The 20,595-nt window shown below is 67.0% G+C and carries 19 protein-coding genes, 1 tRNA gene and 1 pseudogene; 7 read left to right on the top strand and 14 right to left on the bottom strand.

Going from position 1 to position 20,595, the window contains the following annotated elements; all coding sequences use genetic code 11:
• Positions 1-894, bottom strand: coding sequence for a LysR family transcriptional regulator (locus QRD43_RS01900; RefSeq protein ID WP_285980778.1), 894 nt, complete (start codon positions 892-894; stop codon positions 1-3).
• A 134-nt stretch (positions 895-1,028) separates the two neighbouring features.
• Here QRD43_RS01900 and QRD43_RS01895 point away from each other — a divergent pair, with 134 nt between their 5' ends.
• Positions 1,029-1,670, top strand: coding sequence for an NAD(P)-dependent oxidoreductase (locus QRD43_RS01895; RefSeq protein ID WP_285980777.1), 642 nt, complete (start codon positions 1,029-1,031; stop codon positions 1,668-1,670).
• Positions 1,671-1,701: 31 nt separating this feature from the next.
• Here QRD43_RS01895 and QRD43_RS01890 read toward each other — a convergent pair whose 3' ends face one another.
• Positions 1,702-3,657, bottom strand: coding sequence for an acyltransferase family protein (locus tag QRD43_RS01890; RefSeq protein ID WP_285980776.1), 1,956 nt, complete (start codon positions 3,655-3,657; stop codon positions 1,702-1,704).
• Positions 3,658-3,812: 155 nt separating this feature from the next.
• On the opposite strand from QRD43_RS01890, the gene QRD43_RS01885 reads away from it, so the two are divergent.
• Complete coding sequence (locus tag QRD43_RS01885) at positions 3,813-4,328, top strand: hypothetical protein (RefSeq protein ID WP_285980775.1); 516 nt, start codon at positions 3,813-3,815, stop codon at positions 4,326-4,328.
• 56 nt (positions 4,329-4,384) lie between these two features.
• Here QRD43_RS01885 and QRD43_RS01880 read toward each other — a convergent pair whose 3' ends face one another.
• Positions 4,385-4,597: a hypothetical protein gene (locus tag QRD43_RS01880; RefSeq protein ID WP_285980774.1), complete on the bottom strand. Its 213-nt coding sequence runs from the start codon at positions 4,595-4,597 to the stop codon at positions 4,385-4,387.
• Complete coding sequence (locus QRD43_RS01875; RefSeq protein WP_285980773.1) at positions 4,594-4,932, bottom strand: hypothetical protein; 339 nt, start codon at positions 4,930-4,932, stop codon at positions 4,594-4,596. Before QRD43_RS01875 ends, QRD43_RS01880 begins: the two co-directional genes overlap by 4 nt.
• A 203-nt stretch (positions 4,933-5,135) precedes the next feature.
• On the opposite strand from QRD43_RS01875, the gene QRD43_RS01870 reads away from it, so the two are divergent.
• Positions 5,136-9,518 (top strand): chemotaxis protein CheB, encoded by a 4,383-nt coding sequence (locus tag QRD43_RS01870; RefSeq protein ID WP_285980772.1) that lies wholly within the window; start codon positions 5,136-5,138, stop codon positions 9,516-9,518.
• Positions 9,519-9,575: 57 nt separating this feature from the next.
• Here QRD43_RS01870 and QRD43_RS01865 read toward each other — a convergent pair whose 3' ends face one another.
• Positions 9,576-9,971, bottom strand: a complete 396-nt coding sequence (locus QRD43_RS01865; protein WP_285980771.1) for a GFA family protein — start codon at positions 9,969-9,971, stop codon at positions 9,576-9,578.
• A 159-nt stretch (positions 9,972-10,130) separates the two neighbouring features.
• On the opposite strand from QRD43_RS01865, the gene QRD43_RS01860 reads away from it, so the two are divergent.
• Positions 10,131-11,099, top strand: a complete 969-nt coding sequence (locus QRD43_RS01860; protein WP_285980770.1) for a dienelactone hydrolase family protein — start codon at positions 10,131-10,133, stop codon at positions 11,097-11,099.
• A gap of 32 nt (positions 11,100-11,131) precedes the next feature.
• Here QRD43_RS01860 and QRD43_RS01855 read toward each other — a convergent pair whose 3' ends face one another.
• Both QRD43_RS01855 and QRD43_RS01850 read right to left on the bottom strand, forming a co-directional pair.
• Complete coding sequence (locus tag QRD43_RS01855; RefSeq protein ID WP_285980769.1) at positions 11,132-11,959, bottom strand: hypothetical protein; 828 nt, start codon at positions 11,957-11,959, stop codon at positions 11,132-11,134.
• A 95-nt stretch (positions 11,960-12,054) separates the two neighbouring features.
• Positions 12,055-12,222 carry a hypothetical protein gene (locus QRD43_RS01850; protein WP_285980768.1) on the bottom strand — a complete coding sequence of 56 codons (168 nt, stop codon included), beginning with the start codon at positions 12,220-12,222 and terminating at the stop codon, positions 12,055-12,057.
• Between the two features lie 753 nt (positions 12,223-12,975).
• Between QRD43_RS01850 and QRD43_RS01845 the strand changes: the two genes are divergently transcribed.
• Both QRD43_RS01845 and QRD43_RS01840 read left to right on the top strand, forming a co-directional pair.
• On the top strand, positions 12,976-13,395 hold the full coding sequence (locus QRD43_RS01845) for a hypothetical protein (RefSeq protein ID WP_285980767.1): 420 nt from the start codon (positions 12,976-12,978) through the stop codon (positions 13,393-13,395).
• A 225-nt stretch (positions 13,396-13,620) separates the two neighbouring features.
• Positions 13,621-14,376: an SOS response-associated peptidase gene (locus tag QRD43_RS01840; RefSeq protein WP_285980766.1), complete on the top strand. Its 756-nt coding sequence runs from the start codon at positions 13,621-13,623 to the stop codon at positions 14,374-14,376.
• On the opposite strand, the gene QRD43_RS01835 is transcribed toward QRD43_RS01840, so the two are convergent.
• The 6 genes from QRD43_RS01835 to QRD43_RS01810 all read right to left on the bottom strand — a co-directional run bounded on the left by QRD43_RS01835 (position 14,366) and on the right by QRD43_RS01810 (position 19,904).
• Positions 14,366-14,695 (bottom strand): hypothetical protein, encoded by a 330-nt coding sequence (locus QRD43_RS01835; protein WP_285980765.1) that lies wholly within the window; start codon positions 14,693-14,695, stop codon positions 14,366-14,368. The two genes, QRD43_RS01840 and QRD43_RS01835, sit on opposite strands and share 11 nt — an antisense overlap.
• Before the next feature lie 1,472 nt (positions 14,696-16,167).
• Positions 16,168-16,506: a hypothetical protein gene (locus QRD43_RS01830; protein ID WP_285980764.1), complete on the bottom strand. Its 339-nt coding sequence runs from the start codon at positions 16,504-16,506 to the stop codon at positions 16,168-16,170.
• A 215-nt stretch (positions 16,507-16,721) separates the two neighbouring features.
• Entirely contained in the window at positions 16,722-17,207 is a 486-nt protein-coding gene (locus QRD43_RS01825; RefSeq protein WP_285980763.1) for an SseB family protein, read from the bottom strand.
• Positions 17,208-17,733: 526 nt separating this feature from the next.
• Positions 17,734-18,186, bottom strand: coding sequence for a hypothetical protein (locus QRD43_RS01820; RefSeq protein WP_285980762.1), 453 nt, complete (start codon positions 18,184-18,186; stop codon positions 17,734-17,736).
• Positions 18,187-18,487: 301 nt separating this feature from the next.
• Complete coding sequence (locus QRD43_RS01815) at positions 18,488-19,210, bottom strand: hypothetical protein (RefSeq protein ID WP_285980761.1); 723 nt, start codon at positions 19,208-19,210, stop codon at positions 18,488-18,490.
• A gap of 172 nt (positions 19,211-19,382) precedes the next feature.
• Complete coding sequence (locus QRD43_RS01810) at positions 19,383-19,904, bottom strand: hypothetical protein (protein WP_285980760.1); 522 nt, start codon at positions 19,902-19,904, stop codon at positions 19,383-19,385.
• Between the two features lie 101 nt (positions 19,905-20,005).
• Between QRD43_RS01810 and QRD43_RS01805 the strand changes: the two are divergent.
• Positions 20,006-20,152 (top strand): annotated as a pseudogene (locus tag QRD43_RS01805) (hypothetical protein); the annotation flags it as partial.
• Between the two features lie 335 nt (positions 20,153-20,487).
• Here the strand turns inward: QRD43_RS01805 and QRD43_RS01800 are convergent.
• A tRNA-Arg gene (locus QRD43_RS01800) sits at positions 20,488-20,562 on the bottom strand.
• Between the last annotated feature and the right edge of the window lie 33 nt (positions 20,563-20,595).

Genomic DNA, 20,595 nt, shown 5'->3' with positions numbered 1-20,595 from the left:
TCAGGTCGGTTCCGTCGATTGGAAGAACTGCCGCAGCGCGGCGATGGCATGGCGCACCTTGGCGGGCTGCGCATCGCGCTGCGGGGTGAGGGCATGGATCGGCAGGGTCGGCCATGCCAGCTGGGGCAGCAGGCCGATCAGGCGTCCGGATTGTGCGGCCTCGCCGACATCACCGGGGCTCAGCAGGGCCAGCCCGAGGCCGGCCTCGCAGAGCTGCTGCAGGCTCAGCTGGTTGTTGCTGGTCGCGCGGGCCTGGACCTCGATCATCGGGCTGCCCGGGCCCGGCAGCGGCACTCGGTGGTGGCTGGAGGCCTCCGCGCGCAGCAGCAGCCAGTCGTGGGCGGCGAGGGTGCCGAGCTCGGGCACGCCGTGCCGGGCGAGGTAGGCCGGGGCGGCGAACAGCGACACGGTCTTCTCGCCGATGCGCGTGCCGACCCAGCTGCTGTCGGGCAGCCGGCCGAAGCGGATGGCGAGGTCGATGCGCTTCTCGACGAGGTCCGTGAAGCCGTCGTCCACCTCCAGATGCAGGCGCAGGGCCGGGTGCGCGGCCAGCAGCGGCGCCAGGGCCGGGCCGAGCTGCCGCGCGAAGCCGACGGGCGCCGTCATGCGCAGCTCGCCCTCGGGGGCGTCCCGCAGCTGGTGCAGCTGGGACTGGGCGTCGCGCGCGGCGGCCAGCATGGCGGCGCAGCCCTCGTGGAAGCGCGTGCCGGCGGGTGTCAGGCTGAGCTTGCGGGTGGAGCGGTGCAGCAGGGTCACGCCCATGTCCCGTTCGAGCGCACGCACCTGCTGGCTCACGGCCGAGGTGCTGGTCTGCAGCTGCCGGGCGGCGCCGGCGAAGCTGCCCTGCTCGATGACGGTGGCCAGCACGGCCATGCGTTTCAACTGGTCCAGCATGAAGTTTTTCTAAACAGTGCTGGCGAATTCTGCCGTCTTATCGCGGCATCGTGAAGTTTCTAAAGTTCATCCCATCGCAACACCGCGGCCGCCGGCCCCCGCCGGGAACGGTCGCACCGACGAAAGGACATCGTATGAAGATCGCCCTGATTGGCGCCACCGGCTTTGTGGGAAGCGCCGTGCTGAAGGAACTGCTGGCCCGGGGCCACGAGGTGCGCGCCCTGGTGCGTGACCCGGGCAAGCTCGCGGCGCAGCCGGGTCTGCAGACCGTGCGGGCGGACGTCACCGACGCCGCCGCCGTGACCGAGGCCGTGCGCGGCGTGGACGCGGTGATCAGCGCCTACAACCCCGGCTGGGGCCATGCCGACCTGCACGACGAGTTCCTGCGCGGCAGCGACGCCATCCTGGCCGGCGTGAAGGCCGCGGGCGTGGCGCGCCTCCTGGTGGTCGGGGGCGCCGGCAGCCTGTACATCGCGCCCGGCGTGCAACTGGTGGACACGCCGGAGTTCCCGGCCGAATGGAAGGCCGGCGCCCTGGCCGCCCGCGAGGCGCTGAACCGCCTGAAGACGGCGGGGGGCCTGGACTGGACCTTCCTGTCGCCCGCCATCCACCTGGAGCCGGGCGAGCGCACGGGCGTCTACCGTCTCGGTCGAGATGAGCCGGTGTTCGACGCCGCCGGGCAGTCGCGCATCACCGTGGCCGATCTCGCCGCGGCCCTGGTGGCCGAGGCCGAGCAGCCGCAGTTCCCGCGCCAGCGCTTCACGCTGGGCTACTGAGCGGCCGTCACCGCCCGGGGCCTCGCCGGAGTCACGGCTGGCCCAGGGCCGGCACCTGCTGCTCGAAGCGCGGCCGTGCCGCGGGGATGAGTGAGCGCACGAAGCGGTCGGTCAGGTGCTGTCCGTCGCGGAAGACCACCACGCCGTCGGCACTGACGGCGCGGCAGCGGCCGCCCGGGCAGACGAGGTCGTTCAGGTCCAGCAGGTGCACATTGCGGAAGCGGGCCGCCGCCGTCGCCAGGTGGCGCGTCACGGGGGCGACCTCGGCCAGGGCCCCGTCGGCCTGACAGGCGCCCGCGGGCATCGTGCCGTCCGGCGCGCGGTGGCGGGCCACGCAACCCGGGCCGTCGAAGCCGAGCCGGGGGGTGCCCGGGACGAGCAGGATGGTGCCCGCGGCCGGGCTGAGCTGCTGCAGCACCCGCGTGCTGCCCTCGACCCAATCCTCCGGCGTGAAACGCTCGGAGGCCACGCCGCCCATGACGATCACATCCGGGCGAAGCCGGGCCAGGTCCTGCAGGACGGCATGGCGCCAGTCGGTGCACACTTGGTAGGTCTGGCCGATCCGCTCGTAGAAGATGTCGATGTCCAGCATCGGGCAGGACGACTTCGTGAGCACGACGACGCGCCACTGCGGCGGCGCGAAGATCCCCTGCACCAGCGAGAACCACTGCGCACTGATGCTGTCGCCCAGCAGCACCACCGTGCGCTGGGCCGTCTCGGGGCCGAACACGCAGGGCTCGACGCGTGCATGGCTGTACCAGGCATCGCAATGCTGGCGGTAGATCACGGGAGCGTCGCCCCGCCAGGCCGAGGCGGCGTCGGCGGCCCCGCTCGGCGGCGGCTCCAGCGCACGCAGGCCCGTCAGGCCGCCCGCGAGCGCCACCACCACCGCGAGCACGCCCAGCAGCAGGGTGCGCCGGGCCGGACCGTGGCTCGCCCGGCCTTTCCAGAACGGCAGTTCCACGCACCGGTAGCTCACCATGGCCAGCAGCAGGGCAAACAGGCCCAGGACCGCCGTCGGCCCCGGCTGCCCTTCGTAGCCGAGCGCGAAACCCAGGACCAGCACCGGCCAGTGCCAGAGGTAGAGCGCATACGAGCGGTCGCCCAGCCAGACCAGCGCCGGGTGCGCCAGCGGATGGCGCGCGCCCAGGGCCGGCCCGCCGGCGATGAGCAGCGCCGCGCCCAGCGAAGGCAGCAGGGCCCAGGCCCCGGGATAGGCCAGGCGCGGGTGCAGGAGGGCGGTGCTGGCCAGAATCAGGCCCAGGCCCAGCCCGCAGGCCAGCGCCGCGCGCGGCGGCGTCAGCGCGCGGCGCAGGTCCGGGCGGGAGGCGGCCAGGTAGGCCAGGCCGCCCAGCGCGAACTGCCAGCTGCGCGAGGGCATCAGATAGAAGCCGAATTCGGGGCGCTTGTACGTCCAGTAGAGGGACGCAGCCAGCCCCGCCGCGCCCAGGACCGCGAGGCCCCGCGCCGTGCCGGTCGGGGAGCGCCAGGGGAGCAGGGTCAGGAGCAGCGGCCAGACCAGGTAGAACTGCTCCTCCACCGCCAGCGACCAGGTGTGGATGAAGAGGTCCCGCGCCGCCAGCTCCTCGAAATAGCCGAACTTGGCGAACGCGAAGTAGAGATTGCTCACCCAGGTGGCGGCGTAGGGCGCGGAGGCGAGCTGCGCGGCGGCTTCGGTGTCCGAGAGCAGGGCGGCGGCGGCGGCGAAGGACACGGCCAGCATGGTGAGCATCGCCGGCAGCAGGCGCTTCACACGCCGGGCATAGAAGCCGAGGAAGTCGATGCGTCCGGCCTGCTCGAGCTCCCGCAGCAGCAGGCCGGTGATCAGGGCGCCGGACAGCACGAAGAACACGTCCACGCCCACGAACCCACCGGCCAGCGCCGGCACGCCGGCATGCGCCAGGCACACGACCAGCACCGCCACGGCGCGCAGGCCCTGGAGGTCGGCGCGGAAAGGGAGAGCAGCGGCAGGATGGGCGTTCGACATGGGGGCAGCGGCAAGGCGCGCCCGAGGGGAGGGCGCCGGGGTGCGATTGTGGACCTGATGAGAGGTGCTATCGCGTCTGCCGGTGTGCGAGGCGGCTGCTATCGTGAGGCGCTCGACAGACAGCAGACGCCCACACGGGGCGAGGAGGGCGAGCGATGTATAGCACCGGAAAATTCAAGGGCCACTTGCGGGTGGATGGCGTGCCCAGGGGGGCCCAGGTCGCGGTGAGCCTGGATGAGACGCTCTCGATGGCGCCGCACCCGCCGAGCATGAGCTCGCCCTACGTCGCCCTGATCCCCGTGACGCCGGCCATGCTGCTCGTGCAGGATCCCGCGTTGATGGTCCGGGGCCTTCACTACGAGGTGCGTGGCGAGCATCTGGGCTGGGTGAGCGTGGGCTCGGCGGCGGACGGCTACGAGAACCACGCCGTGACGGCCTTCGAGATGCGGGTCCGCTACAGCGCGGCGGGGATCCATGTCGAGATCGACGGGCAGACGCTGCATCACGGCCAGGGCCAGCCCTCGGCGCACACGTATCCGCCCGAACCCCAGACGTTCTCGGTTCACTTCGACCTGCCGAGAGACGCGCTCGGTGCCTTTTTCGGCCTGTCCGAAGCGAGGCTCGCCTACACGATGGCACGTTTCGATCAGTGCTTCGGCCCGGCCTCGTGAGCTTGCCGCCGGCCCGGCGTTCACCGGCGTCCAGGTCCGCCAGGCTGGGCGTGGATTCACTGGCGGGAGGCGGCGGCAGCGGGCCGGGGGGGCGCCGAGGGCGCGGAGGACGAGGAGGGTGACAGGGGCGAGGAGGGCGCGCTCGCCGGTGCGCCGGCCCAGGGAGCGGCCCTGCGCTCGCAGCCGCTCAGGCCGACCACCAGCATGAAGCCCAGCACCATCGCCAGCGTGAAGGCGAGGGCCTCGAGCAGACGCCGGGCGCGCCTCATGCCAGCGGCCCCGGCAGCCCCGTCCAGCGCTGCGCGAAGCCCGGCTGAGCGCGCCCGGCGAGCCACGCCTGCCATCCGCGCCAGGCGGTGCGGAAGAACTGGGCCGGCGTCAAGGGCAGCTGGCAGCCCGGGGTCGGCAGGCCGGGGGCCCACGGACCGTCGCGGTAGCGCCGCTCGCCGGCCTCGATCACCGCCTCCTCGTCCGGGGTGCAGAAGCGGTAGGACGCCGGCGCCGCAGCCTTGCCCGCGGGCTGGCCGGCATCCCGCGCGAGGCTGGTCGCCAAGGCGGCTCCGTCGCGGACGGTGAGGAAGAGGCGTCGCTGAAGGTCGGGCATGGCAGGGGTCCGGGGGCGTCCGGATGCCCAGGGCAAGTGCCGTGCCCGGCGGGGGCCTGTCGCGCATGGCAGAAATGCCAGCGATCCCGTCTTGACAAGAGTAGAGTGCCGCTCCTAGTGCACGGTATCGGGGCTGCTGCTACGGCCTGCGGCCTGCGGGGCGATCGGCACCTTGCGCGTTGCCTGCTCCCCCTGGACTCCCCATGACCCTGCCCCCTGATCCCTCTCCCCCTTCGTCGCCGCCCGCATCGGATGCCGCGCAGGCGATCGTCGTCGCGGTGGGGGCCTCGGCCGGAGGCCTGGATGCGTTGCGCGCGCTGTTCAGTGCCCTGGTGGTGGACGAGCGGATGTCGTTCGTCGTGGTGACCCACCTGCCGCTGCAGCACACCAGCTACCTGGCGGAGCTGCTGAGGCGGGCCGGTCCGCTCCCTGCCCAGGAGGTGCGGGACGGCGATGTGCTTCGAGGCGGGCACATCCACGTGATGCCGCCGGGGCGCTGGATGGGCGTGCAGGGCGGCGTGCTGACGCTCGAGGACCGCCCGGTCGACAAGGCGGCGTCCTTCCGGCCCATCGACCACTTCATGGCGGCGCTGGCGCAGGACGTCGGCCCGCGGGCCGTGGGCATCGTGCTCAGCGGCACCGACCACGACGGCACCGCGGGCCTGAAGGCCATCAAGGCGAACGGCGGCTGGACGCTGGCGCAGACCCCCGCCACCGCTGAATTCCCGGGCATGCCGCAAAGCGCGATCGATGCCGGGGCCGTCGATGAGGTGATGACGCCGCCCGGCATGGCCCAGGCCCTGGCGACCTTCCTGCAGCACCAGCCGCAGGTGCCGGAACTGCTCGCCGCCCCTGACGACGGGGGCGCGGCCCAGGTCCCTGCGCTCATGCAGGAGGTGCTGGCGCTGGTGCTGCAGCGCACGGGTCATGATTTCCAGCTGTACCGGCAGGGCATGCTGGGCCGGCGGCTGCGCCGGCGCATGGTCCAGACGCGATGCGAGCACCTGAGCGAGTACCTGCAGCTGCTGCGCGACTCGCCCGAGGAGACGGCCGACCTGGCCAGCGAGTTCCTCATCGGCGTGACGTCCTTCTTCCGCGACGGCGAGGCGTGGGATGCCTTGGCGGAGGTCGCGCTGCCGGCCCTGCTGGAGGGGCGTCGTGCGGACGATCCTCCGCTGCGCGTGTGGACGCCCGGCTGCTCCTCGGGCGAGGAAAGCTACTCCATCGCCATGCTGCTGATCGAGGCGCTCGAACAGCGAGGCCTGCCGGCGGCGGTGCAGGTGTTCGGGACGGACCTCGATCTGGACGCGCTGGCGGCGGCTCGTCGAGGGGTCTATCCGGCCTCGATTGACGCCACTGTGTCCCCCGCGCGGCTGGCCCGCTTCTTCGATCGCCGCGAGAACAGCTATGTCGTGAGCAAGCCGCTGCGGGAAAGCGTGATGTTCGCGCCGCAGAACCTGATGCGTGACACGCCGTTCTCGCGGCTGGATCTGCTGCTGTGCCGCAATGTGCTGATGTACCTCGAGCAGTCGCTCCAGGACCGCATCGTGCAGCTGTTCCATTTCGCGCTGCGGCCCGGAGGCTTCCTCTGGTTCGGCAAGGCCGAGTCCCTGACGGGGCACGGCAGCCTGTTCGAGCCGGAGCCCCGTCTGCCTCGGCTGTACCGCCGCCTTCCCGGTCGTTCGCACCTGCCGCGCGGCTTCGTGGCGTCCCGCAACACGGTGCCGGAGTCGATGCGCCGCGAGTCCGAGCAGCCGCTGGCGGCCGCGGAGGTCCTGCGCCAGCACCTGGCGGGCGGGGAGGCCTGCGCCGCCGTGCTCGTGGACCGGGAAGGGCGCGCGCTGTTCTACCAGGGCGACACCGGCAGCTTCCTCGCGCCGCAGGGAGACGCCACGCAAGAGCTGCTGCGCAATGTGCGCCAGGAGCTGCGCCCCGCCATGCGCCTGCTGATGCGCCAGGTGTGCGCCGATGGCGTGGCCACGTCGCGGCGCATCGCCCTGCGGGACGGCGCGGCGACGAGGCTGGTGGTCATGCATGCGCAGGCCGTGCAGGGCAAGGCCGGCCATGGCGCCTTCGTGGTGACCTTCACGATCCCGGACCGCACGCCGGACCTGCCCCTCCCGTCGGACCTGCACGCGATCGACGTCGCCGGCGAGATCGAGGAGAGCCGCCGGGAGCTGTCGCAGGCGCTGGAGGATGCCGAGCGCAGCAACGAGGAGCTGCGCCTCGCCAGCGAGGAGGCGTCGTCGCTCAACGAGGAGCTGCAGTCATCGGCCGAGGAGCTGGAGAGCTCCAAGGAGGAACTGCAGTCGCTCAACGAGGAGCTGTCCACCGTCAACGCGCAGCTCGAGGAGCGGATGATCGAAGTCGCCCGCAATGCGGACGACCTGGCCAACCTGCTGGAGAGCACGGCGCTGGCCGCCATCCTGCTGGACCGCGAGATGCGCATCCGCCGCTTCACGCCCGCGGTCACCCGGCTCTTCAGCCTGCGCCCGGGGGACGAGGGGCGGCTGCTCAGCGACATGGCCAGCCGGGTGGACGATCCCCAGTTCGTCCAGGAGGCGCTCCGCACGTTCACCACGCGCCAGACCGTGGATGCCGAGGTCCGAGGCCCGGAAGGCCGGCTGTACCTGCGCCGCCTGCAGCCCTTCCTCACGCAGGCGGGCGAGGTCGATGGCGTCGTGGCGACCTTCACGGACATCACCGTGATCCGCAAGGCGGCACAGCAGGTCCGGCAGCTGACCTCGGTGCTGGACCACTCCAATGACGCCGTCATCACGCTGGACCGGCAGGGCGCCATCCTGAACTGGAACAAGGGGGCCGAGCGGCTGTACGGCCACCCGGCGGCGCACGCCTGCACGCTGACGGTCTTCGATCTGGCGCCGCCCGAGTGCCACGAGCAGAGCCGGCAGCTGATGACGCAGGCCTGGGAGGACGGCGCCGCGGGCCCCGCGGACACGCTGCGGCAGGCCCGTGGCGGCCAGGGCGTCTGTGTGTCGGTGGTGATGTCCGCGCTGCGCGACGACCAGGGCGAGGTGTCGGCGCTGCTGTCCACGGAGCGTGACATCACCGAGCGGCGGCGCATCGAGACGGAGGTCCGCTTCCGTCGTCTGGCCGATGACATCCCGGTGCTGCTGCGGGTGGAGGACCGGTTCGGCCGCGCGCAGTTCGTCAATCGCGCCTGCACCGAGTTCACCGGCGCGACGCCGCAGATGCTGCTGGGCTCCGGCTGGCTGGAGTATGTCCATCCGCAGGACCGGCAGCGCTACCTGTCCGCGCAGACGCAGGCCTATGCCGCCCAGGCGCGCCTGGAGATCGACATCCGCCTGAGCCGGCCCGACGGGGCCCCGCGCTGGACGCGGTCCATCAGCGTGCCCTATGCCGGCGGCGACGGCGAGTTCGCCGGCTATGTCGCCCTGATGCTCGACATCGAGGACCGCAAGCTGGCCGAGCGCGAGCTGCTCGACGCCGACCGCAGAAAGGACGATTTCCTGGCCATGCTGGCGCACGAGCTGCGCAATCCGCTGGCGCCTATCCGCCATGCCGCCCAGCTGCTGGCATGCGAGGACGTCGCGCCCGAGACCTCGGCCTGGGCCGTCGGCGTCATCGAGCGCCAGACCGAGGCGATGCGTCGCCTGCTCGACAGCCTGCTCGACGTGGCTCGGATCGCGCGCGGCAAGACCGAGCTCGCGCTGGCGCCGGTGGAGCTGAGCGTCGTCATCGCCCGGTCGCTGGAAGTCAGCCAGGCGTCCATCGGGGCGCGGAACCAGACGCTGCAGGTGGCCTTGCCGGATGAGCCGCTGCTGCTCAACGGGGACCTGGTGCGGCTCACCCAGGTGTTTGCCAATCTGCTGAACAACGCCTCGAAGTACACCGACGAGGGGGGCACGATCCGGGTCGCGGCCCATGCGGACGACGGCCATGTGGAGGTGCAGGTCAGTGACACCGGGGTCGGCATTTCGGCGGACATGCTGCCCCATGTGTTCGATCTGTTCAGCCAGGCCGACCGCACCCTGGATCGCTCGAAGGGAGGGCTGGGTCTCGGGCTCACGCTGGTGCGGCAGCTGGTGGAGCTGCATCACGGGGAGGTCCGTGCCTCGAGCCCCGGGCTCGGGCGGGGCAGCACCTTCACCGTGCGCCTGCCGCTGCTCGCGTCCCGGGCGCCGGCCGCCGCCCTGGTGCCCGAGCCGGTGCCGACGGCGCGTGAGACGTCCTGTCGGCGGGTGCTGGTGGTGGACGACAACATCGACGCCGCCGAGATGCTGGGGGCGATCCTGCGCCTGCACGGGCACCAGGTGTGGCTGGCGCATGACGGACCGCGCGCCCTCGAGCTGGCCGAGCGCCAGATCCTGGACGTGGTCATCCTCGACGTCGGCCTGCCGGGCCAGGACGGCTACCAGGTGGCGCGCACCTTGCGTGGCCGCGCCGCCATGGCCGGCGTGACCCTCCTGATGCTGACCGGCTACGGTCAGGAGGAGGACCGGGCCCGGGCCCTCAGCGCCGGCTGCGACCGGCACTTCGTCAAGCCCGTGGATGCGGACGTCCTGCTGAAGTGCGTCGCGCAGGCGCCCCTGCGCAGCCTGTGAGCGTCCCGCCGGTCCGTCGGCCGGCGGCGCTGTGTGGAAGGGCGCTGACAAATTCGGTTAGTCGTAGTGCTCCGCCCCGGCAGGCATCACCACCCAAGGGTGCTTGCGGGACTCGTAGACGGACACCGTCGGCGCGGGAAAGCCGGGCTCCGCGAAGACGCCGACCGGGATGACGAGAAAGTCGGGAAAGGCCTCGGGCGCGTACCAGACCGTCACGCCGCAGCGCGGGCAGAAATGGAAATGGGCGCGGGTGCCCTCGTCGCCGACGCGGACGTAGGTGGTCGATTCACCGGCCACCTCGACCTGCTCGCGCGGGAAGCGGGCCTGCTGCGCGAAGGGGCCGCCGGTGCGTCGCTGGCAGGCCAGGCAGTGGCACACGGAGACACGCACAGGCTCCGCCGTGACGCGGGCGGTGAGCTGGCCGCAGCTGCAGGCGGCGAGGCGGAGGGTCATGGGAGGCTCCAGGAGGATCGGCACGGCATTGTGCGGCCGTGACGCGCCCCCGTTCAAGGCTACAGACTTGCCCGGAGGGCGGGCGGCGACGCTCGGTGTTAGCTTGTCGTCAGCGCCGGGGAGTCCCCCGGCGCATTCCCCATCTGAACGGAGGCAGACATGGCGTGGCAATGGCTCAAGGTGACAGGTCTGGCGGCGGTGGCCGCGGTGGCGGCGCTGGGATCGACCCCGGCGCGGGCGGAGTCCCCCGCTGCGCTGCTGGAGGCCCTGACGGCGCCGGTGGTGCCGGGCGAAGTGTCCTTCGTCCAGTTCCCGTCCCCCAATCTCGCATCGCCGGGCTCGCCCCTGACGATCCAGGGCAAGCTGACCGTGCCGCGGCACGGCCATCGCAAGCTGCCGGCGGTGCTCATCCTGCACGGCTCGGCCGGTGTGGACGCGCGGGGGGACTTCTACGAGTCGGCCCTCAACGCCGCCGGCATCGCGACGCTGCAGATCGACATGTGGCAGGCGCGCGGCGTCACCACGGCGGCGCAGCGGCCCACCGCCCCGGTGCTGACCTACCCCGACGCCTTCTCGGCCCTGCAGTTCCTCGCGCAGCAGCCGCGCATCGATGGCAGTCGCGTCGGCGTGCTGGGCTTCTCCTGGGGCGGACTCGTCAGCATGGGGACGGCGGAGCGGCTCTATGCGGGGCAGTTCGGCGGAGGACGGACCTTCAAGGCCCACGTGGCGCACTACCCGGTCTGCTACGCCTGGAACAACGCCGCCCTGGCCGGCGCCATGCACACGACGCCGGCACAGTACGGCGTGCAGTGGCTGAACCTCACCGGCGCCCCGGTGCTGCTGCAGGTCGGCTCGCTGGATGACTACGACAAGGGCAGCGGCCCCTGCGAAGCGCTGGCGCGTGCGGCCAACGCGGGCCATGGCGGGATCGTCAGCGTGAACGCCTATCCCGGCGCCACGCACGGCTGGGACCGCCTCATGGTGCCCATGACGGTCACGGACCCCTTCGCCGATCTTGGCAGCTACTTCCGCACCGGGGTGCTGCCGACGGTCCACTTCAAGCCCGATGTGGAGCAGGCCTACCAGGCGCGCGGCCGCGTCGTGCGCTTCTTCGCGCGGCACCTGTAGGCGACGGCCGCCCCGGTGCGGGCCGGGGCCGCTCAGGGCGCCGTGAGGCGCTCGGTGAACAGATGGAGCGCCGCCTGCTCCTCCCGGGACAGGTAGTACATGCGGGAGCCGGGCGTCAGGGAAGACGCCTGGACCAGCGCCCGGACCTCGGCCTCGCTGACCTGCAGGGCGCCGTCGTACTGGGTCTGCACGTCCTTCAGCGCGAGGTCCGAGGTGAAGTTCACCGGGCCGGACGCGGCCTGGCCCGGGCCCGCCGCCGTTTCCTCACCCGGCTTCTGCACTTCGATGAGCGCCTTGGTGGCATGCAGGCCGACGGCAAAGCGATCGCCGATGGCGATGCGGTGCCGGCCGGACAGCAGCAGCATCACGCAGGCGGATTCGCAGGTGGCGGTGTAGCGCACGCCCGGCTGCTGCAGCTCGAGCGGGCCCAGCGGGAGGTCGCCCACGCAGGTGTCGAGGCCGCTGGCCTTGATGTGCCGGGCGATCGTGGCCGCCTCCTGGTTGTAGCCGCCCTTGGAGTTCAGGCAGATCAGGCGGATGTCGGGATGCTGCTTCAGCGCGGCGTCCAGCTTGGCGACGAAGCGCTCGCCGTCGCCGGATTCGAGATCGCCTTCGAGGATGTAGGAATCCCGGCAGACAGCGCGGTCGCTGCTGCAGGTCTTGCCGACCGTGAGGGTCAGGTCACTGAGGTTCACGAGGCGCGAGGCGATCGAGTAGCTGACGTGGTAGATCGACGACCGCAGATTGCCGGGCTGCACCAGATAGGCAGGCAGGAACCAGAACGTGAGCAGCAGGAAGTGCGCGGCCACGGCCGCGACGATCCAGAGCGGGAGGCGGCGCAGAGCGGCAGTCGGCTTCATGGGGCGTTCGGGAGAGTTGTCAGGCGGGGATCGACAGGCCAGGCGGATGGAAAACGAGGCCCGTGAAGGGCCTCGTCTGATTCAGAAGCAAGAGATTACTTCTGGTCCTTCTTCAGGTTGCTGTTGTTCGGGCCGTTGACCGTGGCGCAGCCGCCCAGCAGGGCGCTGGCGACCACGACGACGACGACACCGATGATGCCGCCGGACACGGCGTCGATCTCGGCCTGATTCAGGGCCTGGATTTCTTGAGTCTTGGTTTGCATTTGATTTCTCAACCTGACCAGAGATACAGCTGGTCCTCCTGTATCCGGGCACCCAGGGGCCCAGATTCCTCACGGGGCTCGTGGCCTTTGCATGCCCTCAAGCGCCCCCTCTATCGCTTCGTCCGGTTGGACGAATCCTCGATCGGCGCAGTTTAACCTCAGATGGCGGTGGCCCGGCGGGGCGGGTGCGATCAGCATCCTGGCGATCGTCGGGAGGCCTCGGGCGTGGCCTGGGGGAAGCCGGAAGGCGTCCCGAAGGCGGCCCGAAAGCTACCGCGATCGAGGCCGCGATCAGCAGGAATCACCCGCCATTGTCGGCATTTGGCGGCGATGGGGCTGCGGTCATGGGAAGGATGGCGCCGGCTTTTGGTGCGATTCCATGGTGGTCATCTAGCGAGTTAGGTGGGTGCAAAGACGCCCAGTTCAGGAATGCCAGCTTCGCCGACAGGGCGACGCACCCTTGGATTCGGGATCGCATGACAAGCCAAGGCAGCCGGCGTTCGATCGGAGCACTCGCCGCCGCAGGAAGGGGCGTGAGCCGGTGAGGCTGCTGATGTCCACCTCCGTGGGCGACGAACATGCGCTGGCGGTCGACATGGCGATGCGGGCGCGGGGGCACCACGTCGTCCGCTGGTTGGCGGCCGACTGCCCGACGCGGCAGGCCCGGTCGTTCCGCGTCGGGCCCGGCACGTCGCCCGCCGTGCCCGACATCGCGCGGGATCACCCGCCTGTTTCAGGGTAGGCTGCGGGCCCATGAGTCCCCTCGCAGACACCCTGGGCACCCTGTACGAGCGCATGCCCGAAGCGTTCTGGGCATGGGCCGTGTTCGGCTTGGCGCCGGTGCTCGTGCCGGCGCTCGTGTCCCTGTCCTTCAAGGAGCGCCCGTCGTCACGATTGGCCTTCACGCTGTCGGGCGCAGCCCGCTTGGTGGGGGGGCCCGCTCTCGCGCTGGTGTTGATCGGCCCCCCCTGGTTCGTGTTCGAGATGTTCCTCGTGCCGGTGCTGATGGACGCCTGTCCGCTCTCGCGATCCCTCCTGGAAGGGCCGCTCGCCTGGCTCCATGGGCTTGCAGGCCTGGGGTATGTGGCCCTGCCACTGCTGTGGCTGGCCTGGCTCCTGATCGGCAGTCTGCGGCATCGCCGCACCTGGTGCGACCGGCAAGGCGGCGCTTGAGCCGATCCGGGCGGGTCGCGCAGGCTCGCCGGACCTGCCTGCCAGCGCGGTGCGGCGGCTGCATGGATCCCCGTGGTGACAGGTGGGCGCCGCCTCGGGTCTTGCGCCGCGCAGGACGTCAGGCGGCCCTCTTCGGGAGCGACGTCGCCCCGCCCCTCGCGTCTCGCCCTCACACAGGGAGGGGACATCCCCCGCTGTTCATCAGAAGCACAATCCGCACGTCAGGTGAACTTCCTGTCCTGCCGGATGTGCAATCTCTACCATGTTTCGCCCAAAGGCGACCTCACGACCTATTTCCGGTCGATGCCGCCCGACGGCCTTGTCGAGGCGCCCATCGGGCCCTTCGGCCAGGGCACCTTTGTGCGGCGCGTGGCGGGTGAGCGGGTCGCGACCGTGGGGCAGTGGGGCCTGATCCGGCCGGGGCAGCCGGAGCGCATCGACTACCTCGCCCCCAAGGCCGGGCCGGCCGGCAAGGCCCGCAAGCCGCGTCCCCGGTCCACCAACAACGCGCGCGTCGAGGGCATCGAGGCCAAGCCCACCTTCAAGGCCGCCTGGAAGGCCGGGCAGCGCTGCCTGGTGCCGGCGCAGTGGTACCAGGAGCCCAACTGGGAGACCGGCAGGAACGTGTGGTGGCAGCTGCGCCGCGCGGACGGCCTGCCCTGGGCCCTGGCGGGGCTGTGGTCCGAATGGATCGACCCGCAGACGGGCGAGGTGGTGCCCAACTTCACCCTCATCACCTGCAACTGCGACGCGCACCCGCTGCTGGCCCGCCTGCACAAGCCGGACACGACGCTGCCCGCGGACGGCCAGGACAAGCGCTCGCTGGTCCACATCGAGCCCGAGCACTGGGCGCAGTGGCTGGAGGGCTCCGAGGACGAGGCCCGGGCGCTGATCCAGCCCCCGCCGCTGGCGATGTTCGACCTGGCCGACGCACGGCGAACCGATCAGCTGCTGGCCGCGCAGCGCGCCGCTAGCGCCTGAGCGCCTCGCTGTCTGTCACGACGCGGCACCACCAGCTCTGGCGGAAGAGCTGCGGGGCCTTGTCGCTGAAGCCCAGGTCCTCGATGCCCGTGACGATGAGCTGCCAGCTGCGCACCGTGCGCACCTCCGCCCAGTCCAGGGGCGGCAGCAGGCTCTCGCGGTCGCGCAGCAGGGCGGCGAGCAGGGGCGAGGTGTCTTTGTCCACGGCCGGGCGGAAGCGCGTGATCCACAGCTGCCCGCGCACAGGCGTGCGCAGACGCAAGGTGGCGGCCGGCAGCCGCTGGCCGCGATGGCGCAGGGGGATGACATCGACAAGCATACTGGATGTTTATACAGTATGTTGCGAATGTTCCAGCTTGCAAAAGTCGCAGACGGGGGCACTTTGAGCGGCATGCTTCCTGGACCGGCTCCTGAGCCCGTGGCCAGGGCAGGCGGCGACGCTGCCGGGCGACACCGGGCTGAATGCGCGCGAGGTCTTCCAAGCTCGTCGTGGCCGATGCGTTCCGCTAGCACCGCGCTCCTGAATGAGCAGGCGTTGAACTCGCTGTCGGACAGGTAGGCGTCGCAAAGCAGCCCCTGACCGTAGACAGCATCCAGCCTCGTGTTGACCGACGGGTTCGGCAGACGGCTTTGCAGCGGGTGCGGTCTTCCGTTCCATCGAATTCGACGCCCGGAAGCTGCCGTTCAACGTTGAAGCTGAGCAGCGAGCGGAGGCTTGCCGACGCGGGTCGGCTCGAGCGACTAGTTCGACCTCACGCGCCATGCTCCAAGTACGACTGGTGCCATGAGTGCAGCTTGCCAGCGAACTCCTCTGGTTTGGAATAGGCGATTCCGGACTCTCCGAGACCCATGTGGTCGCCAATGATCCTAGAGAGGTAGCTAGCAAGCTCACAAATTGAGGAGCCCTGATCAAGCAGAGACAAGCATGGCCCGAGATACGCGTCGTACTCGTCCTCGGGCCAATCACCGTCGTCAATCTGAAATACGCCGATTGGATCCCATTCGCGCCAGAGCAGACGGATGGCATGGAGGCGCAGATTTACATCGCTTCGCGTAAGTCGCATTTGACTGATGTCTAACGTTCGACGTAAAGGGCGGGCACAAGTGGGCGAAGCCCGCTCGTGGACGTCCCCTTGACGGAGGGGTTAGGCGCCGAACTTTGCAGGCAGCGCGCGCTTGACAGCATGGATCGCAACGACGCCGCTGGCGCCAAAGACCAAGAACTGAGCGGCTACTCTCAGACCCGGCGCTCCCAATAGTGGTGCGAGTACGGTACCCCACAGACCTGAGAAAAGGAATGTGAGGCTGCCGAATAGAAATGACCCGGTGGGACGTTGCCAGGGCTTGGGGCTCAAGGAGGGGGCGCTGGCTCTTTGGCCAGACGGCATGCGACGAAGCTCAATCAGAAAAGGGACCGCAATGACTGCGATGCAAACCGGAACTGAGGCAGCAACTTGTTGCCATGTCGGAGAGCTAGCTTCGGCAAAGCCAGCCAACAGGTAGCCCCACCCACAGCAGAAGAAGAACCAGAATATGTAGAAGACTCTCATGGCCGATTGTTGGCGCCTAACGTCGAAAATGTGCAGCGAGCGCCGGCTTGCCGACGCCAGTCGGCTCGAGTGACTGGTTAGGAACCTCTCGCAACCTGATCAATTCCATTTAGCTGCACCTCCCACCATGCGATTGCATTTGCAATGAGCTCCCTTTGATCCATGCCGGCAAAGGCGCCTGTGTTCACTGTGTAGTGATAGATCGGCGGTTTGGGAGGATCAACCCGCTGCTCGCCTGTTCTCATATTGATTTCAATCCCACTGAGCTGAACGGTGACGCCTTGACCAGCCTTATAGTCTGATATTCCTTCAAGATTGTGTTGCGCTCTTCATCTATGAGGCTCCAGAAGATCGCAGGCTCCGGCTTACTCGCCTTCAGCTGGCTCCACCATGAATCGATCGCCAATCGATACGCCGCGCTCCGCGAGCCATCAACGTTGTCAAGAACATGACCCACTGCGCGCAGCAAGACAACTGAAATGATCCATCGCCTGCGCCACTGGCCGCCCTGTACTCCGTCGGCCAGTTCAGCTAAAGCCCCCTTGCAGTCATCCAGCGCCTCACGAGCAGCGGTCGTCATCTTGATGTGCCTAACGAATGAAAGGGACTTCCCTGAGTCAGGGTCAGGTCTGGAATCTGTAGGCCTTTAGATTTAAGGCCTGACCCTGGATCCGGTGTCGCATCGCCTCGCAGCAATAAGTCCTCATTTGCGGCCTAACGTTTTAATTCCGCGGATAAGCCAGCGCAGCTGGCGCAGGTCCGATGCAATGAAGGGTTGGGCCGAAAACCCATGCTTCACCACCATACCTGCCACCACTTCCGCTTGGGTGGAACTTCTTCCATTACGTCGTGCAGTTGACGCGACCTTGGTGCCAAATTTTCGATTGCATCTTCAATATCGCTCCGCGGAATGGGGACACTGATTTCTTCTGTCGCACAGTTCAGCAGAACTCCAGCGCATTCATGATTGTGCAGGGCGGTTTTAAATAGTTCCGCCCCCAGCATTTCTCCATTGCACTTGTTGTTTCCAAATCTAGCCCTGAACTCTCGGGGATCGGCAAATGCAATCAGCCGCGATACCCCATCGCCATGCGTGGTGTTTCCGAGTGAAATGTTTCCGTCGCTTGCGATAGTGACATCCTCGTGCGCCTTTGGCTGGACTCCAACTGCGACTATTCCTATAGGAGCGCGCACGCAAAGTTCCACCACCGCATCAAAGTCTTCACGACTGCGCGTCTGATGGAACTTTCGAATCAAATCTGACAAAGGCGTTGCACTCATCTTCTGTCGGCCCAACGTTGAAGCTGAGCCGCGAGCGGCGGCTTGCCGACGCGAGTCGGCTCGAGCGACTGGTTAGGGCACATTGCGGGGGCGCATTTCCCGGCCCGTAGGGTCAGTGTCCAGAACCGACTCAAGGTGAGTCGGGGTCAGGTCTTGAATCTGTAGGCCTTTAGATTTAAGGCCTGACCCTGGATCCCGCACTTGGCGCAAGCGTCTCAGCGAACCAGCTAGTGACCGTAGGAACGCCAACCGCTTCCTGAGACTCGATTCCACCGGCCCCCTCGATAAACGCGATTCTCTGCATTTGCAACCTAACGTGTTATGGGGAGACAGATGCTGCTGCATGAATCGCCCCGGATTCCCTAGACACCTTTGAGCCATTGGAAATGGCGTCGCTCGAACTCTGGAGTCGGGGCCATGGAGTCGAGGAGTCGGGGTCAGGCCTTGAATTTGTAGGCCTTTAGATTTAAGGCCTGACCCTGGATCTCCTGCTGGATCTACGGAGGGGGCAGGTCAGAACGACCTGCTACTTACGAGAAATCCGCCGAACAAATATTGTCCGAAGCTGGGGCCATCGATTGTGAAGATAACTTTCAGCTTCAGCATCCCCTTGCTCGCTGGCTATCTGCAATAGCGCATCGATAGCTTGTAGATCGGCAAGATCTGAATCTTCGCCAAGTCGATCTATCAGAAGTCGTGCGTCGCCAAACGTGACTGCTTCAGTCGACTCCAGTACTTCGTCTTCAACTAGCGTTTCGATCACTTCGAAGCGATCACGATGTCGAGCATGTAAGAAAGACGCGACTGCGGCCCCCATTTCGCTCGCGAACTCAGACACGGTTACCCCCACAGGCACCGGAACGGCGAAGAATTGCTTCAACGTCGCGACGTCTGTTGGTGACTTTGGAACTAGTAGTAGTACATCGTTGCCGTCCGCGTCAAAACGGAGAATGAGATCTGAGGGTTGCACCTTCATCATCTGCCTGTCTGTTGATAGCACTCAATGTACGCCTCCTCGACAGCACTCATACACCGCGAGTATGTTTCTGCACAAGGGGCGGGGTCACAAGGGGCGGGGTCAGGCCTTAAACCTTAAGAACCTCATATTTAAGGCCTGACCCTGCGCTCGAGGCAACCACTGGCACATGGATGGCTGCTACGCAGCGGGGGCGGTCCTTCGACTTACTGAACTCGGCGCCCGGAAGTGGTCGTTCAAGGTTGAAGCTGAACCGCGAGCGGCGGTTTGCCGACACGAGTCGGCTTGAGCGACTGGTTTGGCTTCACTTGCCAATAAGCAGCGTAGCCGCGGCCTGCTGCAAAACAAGTGCAACCGCCCAGATAGCGGCGAAGTAGACGAACGGGTCCGATTTTGGCTCAGTCGCCGCGTCAATGACCTTCATAATCAACCAGCGGAGCAAGAGGGTGAAGTACTTTAGTGCAAAGATCGCGACAAATAGCAAGAGCAAAGCTAGTGGTGCGACAACGGACAAGAGGGCGAGATTCTGAAAATGTTGAGTGAGCATTACACCATACATGCTTTGAACATTCTTCAGCGAGAAATAGATTGCGGGCTGAAGGCCAATGAATAGCGCGATGCTCATAAACAAGAGCGCAGTGCAAAGCGGATCGCTGAGTCTTCGCGCGGCAAGACTCAGCACGGAAAAGTACAGCAGCTGAATCAGCAATGGACTTAGGAACGCTAGCCAGCTAATACCCGCTCCGAACCAAAAATTGAACAAGACAAGAGACGGTGCACCGTAGGTCCATAGCAGCGCCCCGGTCGAAAACATCGAAGGGATTACTACCCACCAGCGCCAGCGAAGTACTGACCTTGCAATCTGGACAGGGCGAACATCGTCGAGAAAGATGAATGACCTGACTAAGGCAGAGCGTGCCAGCTCGACCAGCCATTTCGCGGATCGAGACTTCAAGTGGTATTGATCTAAGAAGCGACCCAATGCGAGGATTGCAGCAGCAACAACTAGGGTCGCTTCGAATGTCATGCGGGTCACCTATGAAGCTTAACGTTTGAGTTAACCGGATTGCGACAGAGTGACGGAGCCGGGCGAGAATGAAATGATGCCAGGCGTAGGAGTGCCGGAGAAAGTCCGATTGAACGATGGGTTAGGCCGATTTGACTGCATCGATTAGTGTCACGTACTTCCGCTAAGTGATTTATTTGTCAGAAATATTGCCAACACCATTTGGGTTGACTATAAACCAGTTGCCGGACCGACATTCGGCAGCAACTGCTCCCTGATATTTTTCGACAGGAATATTTTTCCAAAATGCTTCACCGCAATCCGATGCCGGGAAAGCCGCATCCAGTACTGGATCGATCTTTTCTCCTGAACAGTTCAATCCACCGGAAAGCGCAATCGAAAATTGCTCAGGACTGGGCCCGTGAATTTCATGGAGTACCAAAGTTAAGCCGCCCCATCTCTTGACGCCTTGAGAATAAAAAGCAGTTCTTCTTGCAAATTCCGCGTGTAAATCCTTGTACTTTCCGTTCAACCTATCACAAGCCTGCGACCAAAACTTATCTGCATTTAGCTGTCCGACAATGTCCCTGCACTTGCCAGATTGGGGCGCCTTCAATAATTGAAGTGCGGCGTTCTCCAACTTCGCTTCATCGCACGCTTGTCCGAACGCCAATAGGTGCGAGCCGAGGAGAATTGCTGCAGCGAGTGACTTCATGCGAGGCCTAACGTTGAAGATGAGCCGCGAGCGACGGGCTGCCGACGCGAGTCGGCTCAAGCGACAGGTTAGGGCGCACCGACGACTTCCACAACTCGGGCATCCGAACGGTGCAGGAACTGCTGGGCCACGCCGATGTGAACACCACCATGATCTACACCCATGTGCTCAAGGTAGGCGGCGGTGCTGTGCGAAGCCCATTGGACTCGCTACCCACAGGTGAAGCGCCGCTAAGCAGTCGGTGGTGAGCGGCAGCAACCAGCCTGAAGCCGACATCGCGCTATTGCGACCAGCGCAGCCGTGCAGCGATTACGGTCGGGCGACCCAACGTGGCCGGCCTCGGCTTTGGCGCTCGCGAATTGCCTCGCCAGGCCGGCTGCCTTGCTCGTGAGTATCCAGGGTGACAACCCGTGATCCGTCCGTGCCCGCCACAGAGGCCTGACCGCTACCGCTCCACAGTGAAGCACAGCCTGGCCCCGAGTGGACTTCACTTAGCCTTGGCCATCCCGGCCAACTGATGGGCTAAGTCACCACGGCATCAGCCCCAAAGAAAAAGGCCCTCCAATGAGGGCCCAGCGGCGTGTGGCGCGACCGGCAAGAATCGAACTTGCGACGAAGCCTTCGGAGGGCTCCATGATATCCACTTCACCACGGTCGCACGCCAACGACGGATTCTAACCCGGCTTGCAGG

The organism is Roseateles subflavus, assembly GCF_030285365.1.
In the GTDB taxonomy this organism is placed as follows: Bacteria; Pseudomonadota; Gammaproteobacteria; order Burkholderiales; family Burkholderiaceae_C; genus Roseateles_B; species Roseateles_B subflavus.
The sequence above is the reverse complement of the archived record's forward strand: the minus strand, read 5'-3'. Positions and strand labels throughout refer to the sequence as shown.

What these genes read in the sequence shown, in the direction of transcription:
- QRD43_RS01900 (WP_285980778.1), bottom strand. Translation starts at nt 894, where the DNA reads ATGCTGGACCAGTTGAAACGCATGGCCGTGCTGGCCACCGTCATCGAG.
- QRD43_RS01895 (WP_285980777.1), top strand. Translation starts at nt 1,029, where the DNA reads ATGAAGATCGCCCTGATTGGCGCCACCGGCTTTGTGGGAAGCGCCGTG.
- QRD43_RS01890 (WP_285980776.1), bottom strand. Translation starts at nt 3,657, where the DNA reads ATGTCGAACGCCCATCCTGCCGCTGCTCTCCCTTTCCGCGCCGACCTC.
- QRD43_RS01885 (WP_285980775.1), top strand. Translation starts at nt 3,813, where the DNA reads ATGTATAGCACCGGAAAATTCAAGGGCCACTTGCGGGTGGATGGCGTG.
- QRD43_RS01880 (WP_285980774.1), bottom strand. Translation starts at nt 4,597, where the DNA reads ATGAGGCGCGCCCGGCGTCTGCTCGAGGCCCTCGCCTTCACGCTGGCG.
- QRD43_RS01875 (WP_285980773.1), bottom strand. Translation starts at nt 4,932, where the DNA reads ATGCCCGACCTTCAGCGACGCCTCTTCCTCACCGTCCGCGACGGAGCC.
- QRD43_RS01870 (WP_285980772.1), top strand. Translation starts at nt 5,136, where the DNA reads ATGACCCTGCCCCCTGATCCCTCTCCCCCTTCGTCGCCGCCCGCATCG.
- QRD43_RS01865 (WP_285980771.1), bottom strand. Translation starts at nt 9,971, where the DNA reads ATGACCCTCCGCCTCGCCGCCTGCAGCTGCGGCCAGCTCACCGCCCGC.
- QRD43_RS01860 (WP_285980770.1), top strand. Translation starts at nt 10,131, where the DNA reads ATGGCGTGGCAATGGCTCAAGGTGACAGGTCTGGCGGCGGTGGCCGCG.
- QRD43_RS01855 (WP_285980769.1), bottom strand. Translation starts at nt 11,959, where the DNA reads ATGAAGCCGACTGCCGCTCTGCGCCGCCTCCCGCTCTGGATCGTCGCG.
- QRD43_RS01850 (WP_285980768.1), bottom strand. Translation starts at nt 12,222, where the DNA reads ATGCAAACCAAGACTCAAGAAATCCAGGCCCTGAATCAGGCCGAGATC.
- QRD43_RS01845 (WP_285980767.1), top strand. Translation starts at nt 12,976, where the DNA reads ATGAGTCCCCTCGCAGACACCCTGGGCACCCTGTACGAGCGCATGCCC.
- QRD43_RS01835 (WP_285980765.1), bottom strand. Translation starts at nt 14,695, where the DNA reads ATGCTTGTCGATGTCATCCCCCTGCGCCATCGCGGCCAGCGGCTGCCG.
- QRD43_RS01830 (WP_285980764.1), bottom strand. Translation starts at nt 16,506, where the DNA reads ATGACGACCGCTGCTCGTGAGGCGCTGGATGACTGCAAGGGGGCTTTA.
- QRD43_RS01825 (WP_285980763.1), bottom strand. Translation starts at nt 17,207, where the DNA reads ATGAGTGCAACGCCTTTGTCAGATTTGATTCGAAAGTTCCATCAGACG.
- QRD43_RS01820 (WP_285980762.1), bottom strand. Translation starts at nt 18,186, where the DNA reads ATGATGAAGGTGCAACCCTCAGATCTCATTCTCCGTTTTGACGCGGAC.
- QRD43_RS01815 (WP_285980761.1), bottom strand. Translation starts at nt 19,210, where the DNA reads ATGACATTCGAAGCGACCCTAGTTGTTGCTGCTGCAATCCTCGCATTG.
- QRD43_RS01810 (WP_285980760.1), bottom strand. Translation starts at nt 19,904, where the DNA reads ATGAAGTCACTCGCTGCAGCAATTCTCCTCGGCTCGCACCTATTGGCG.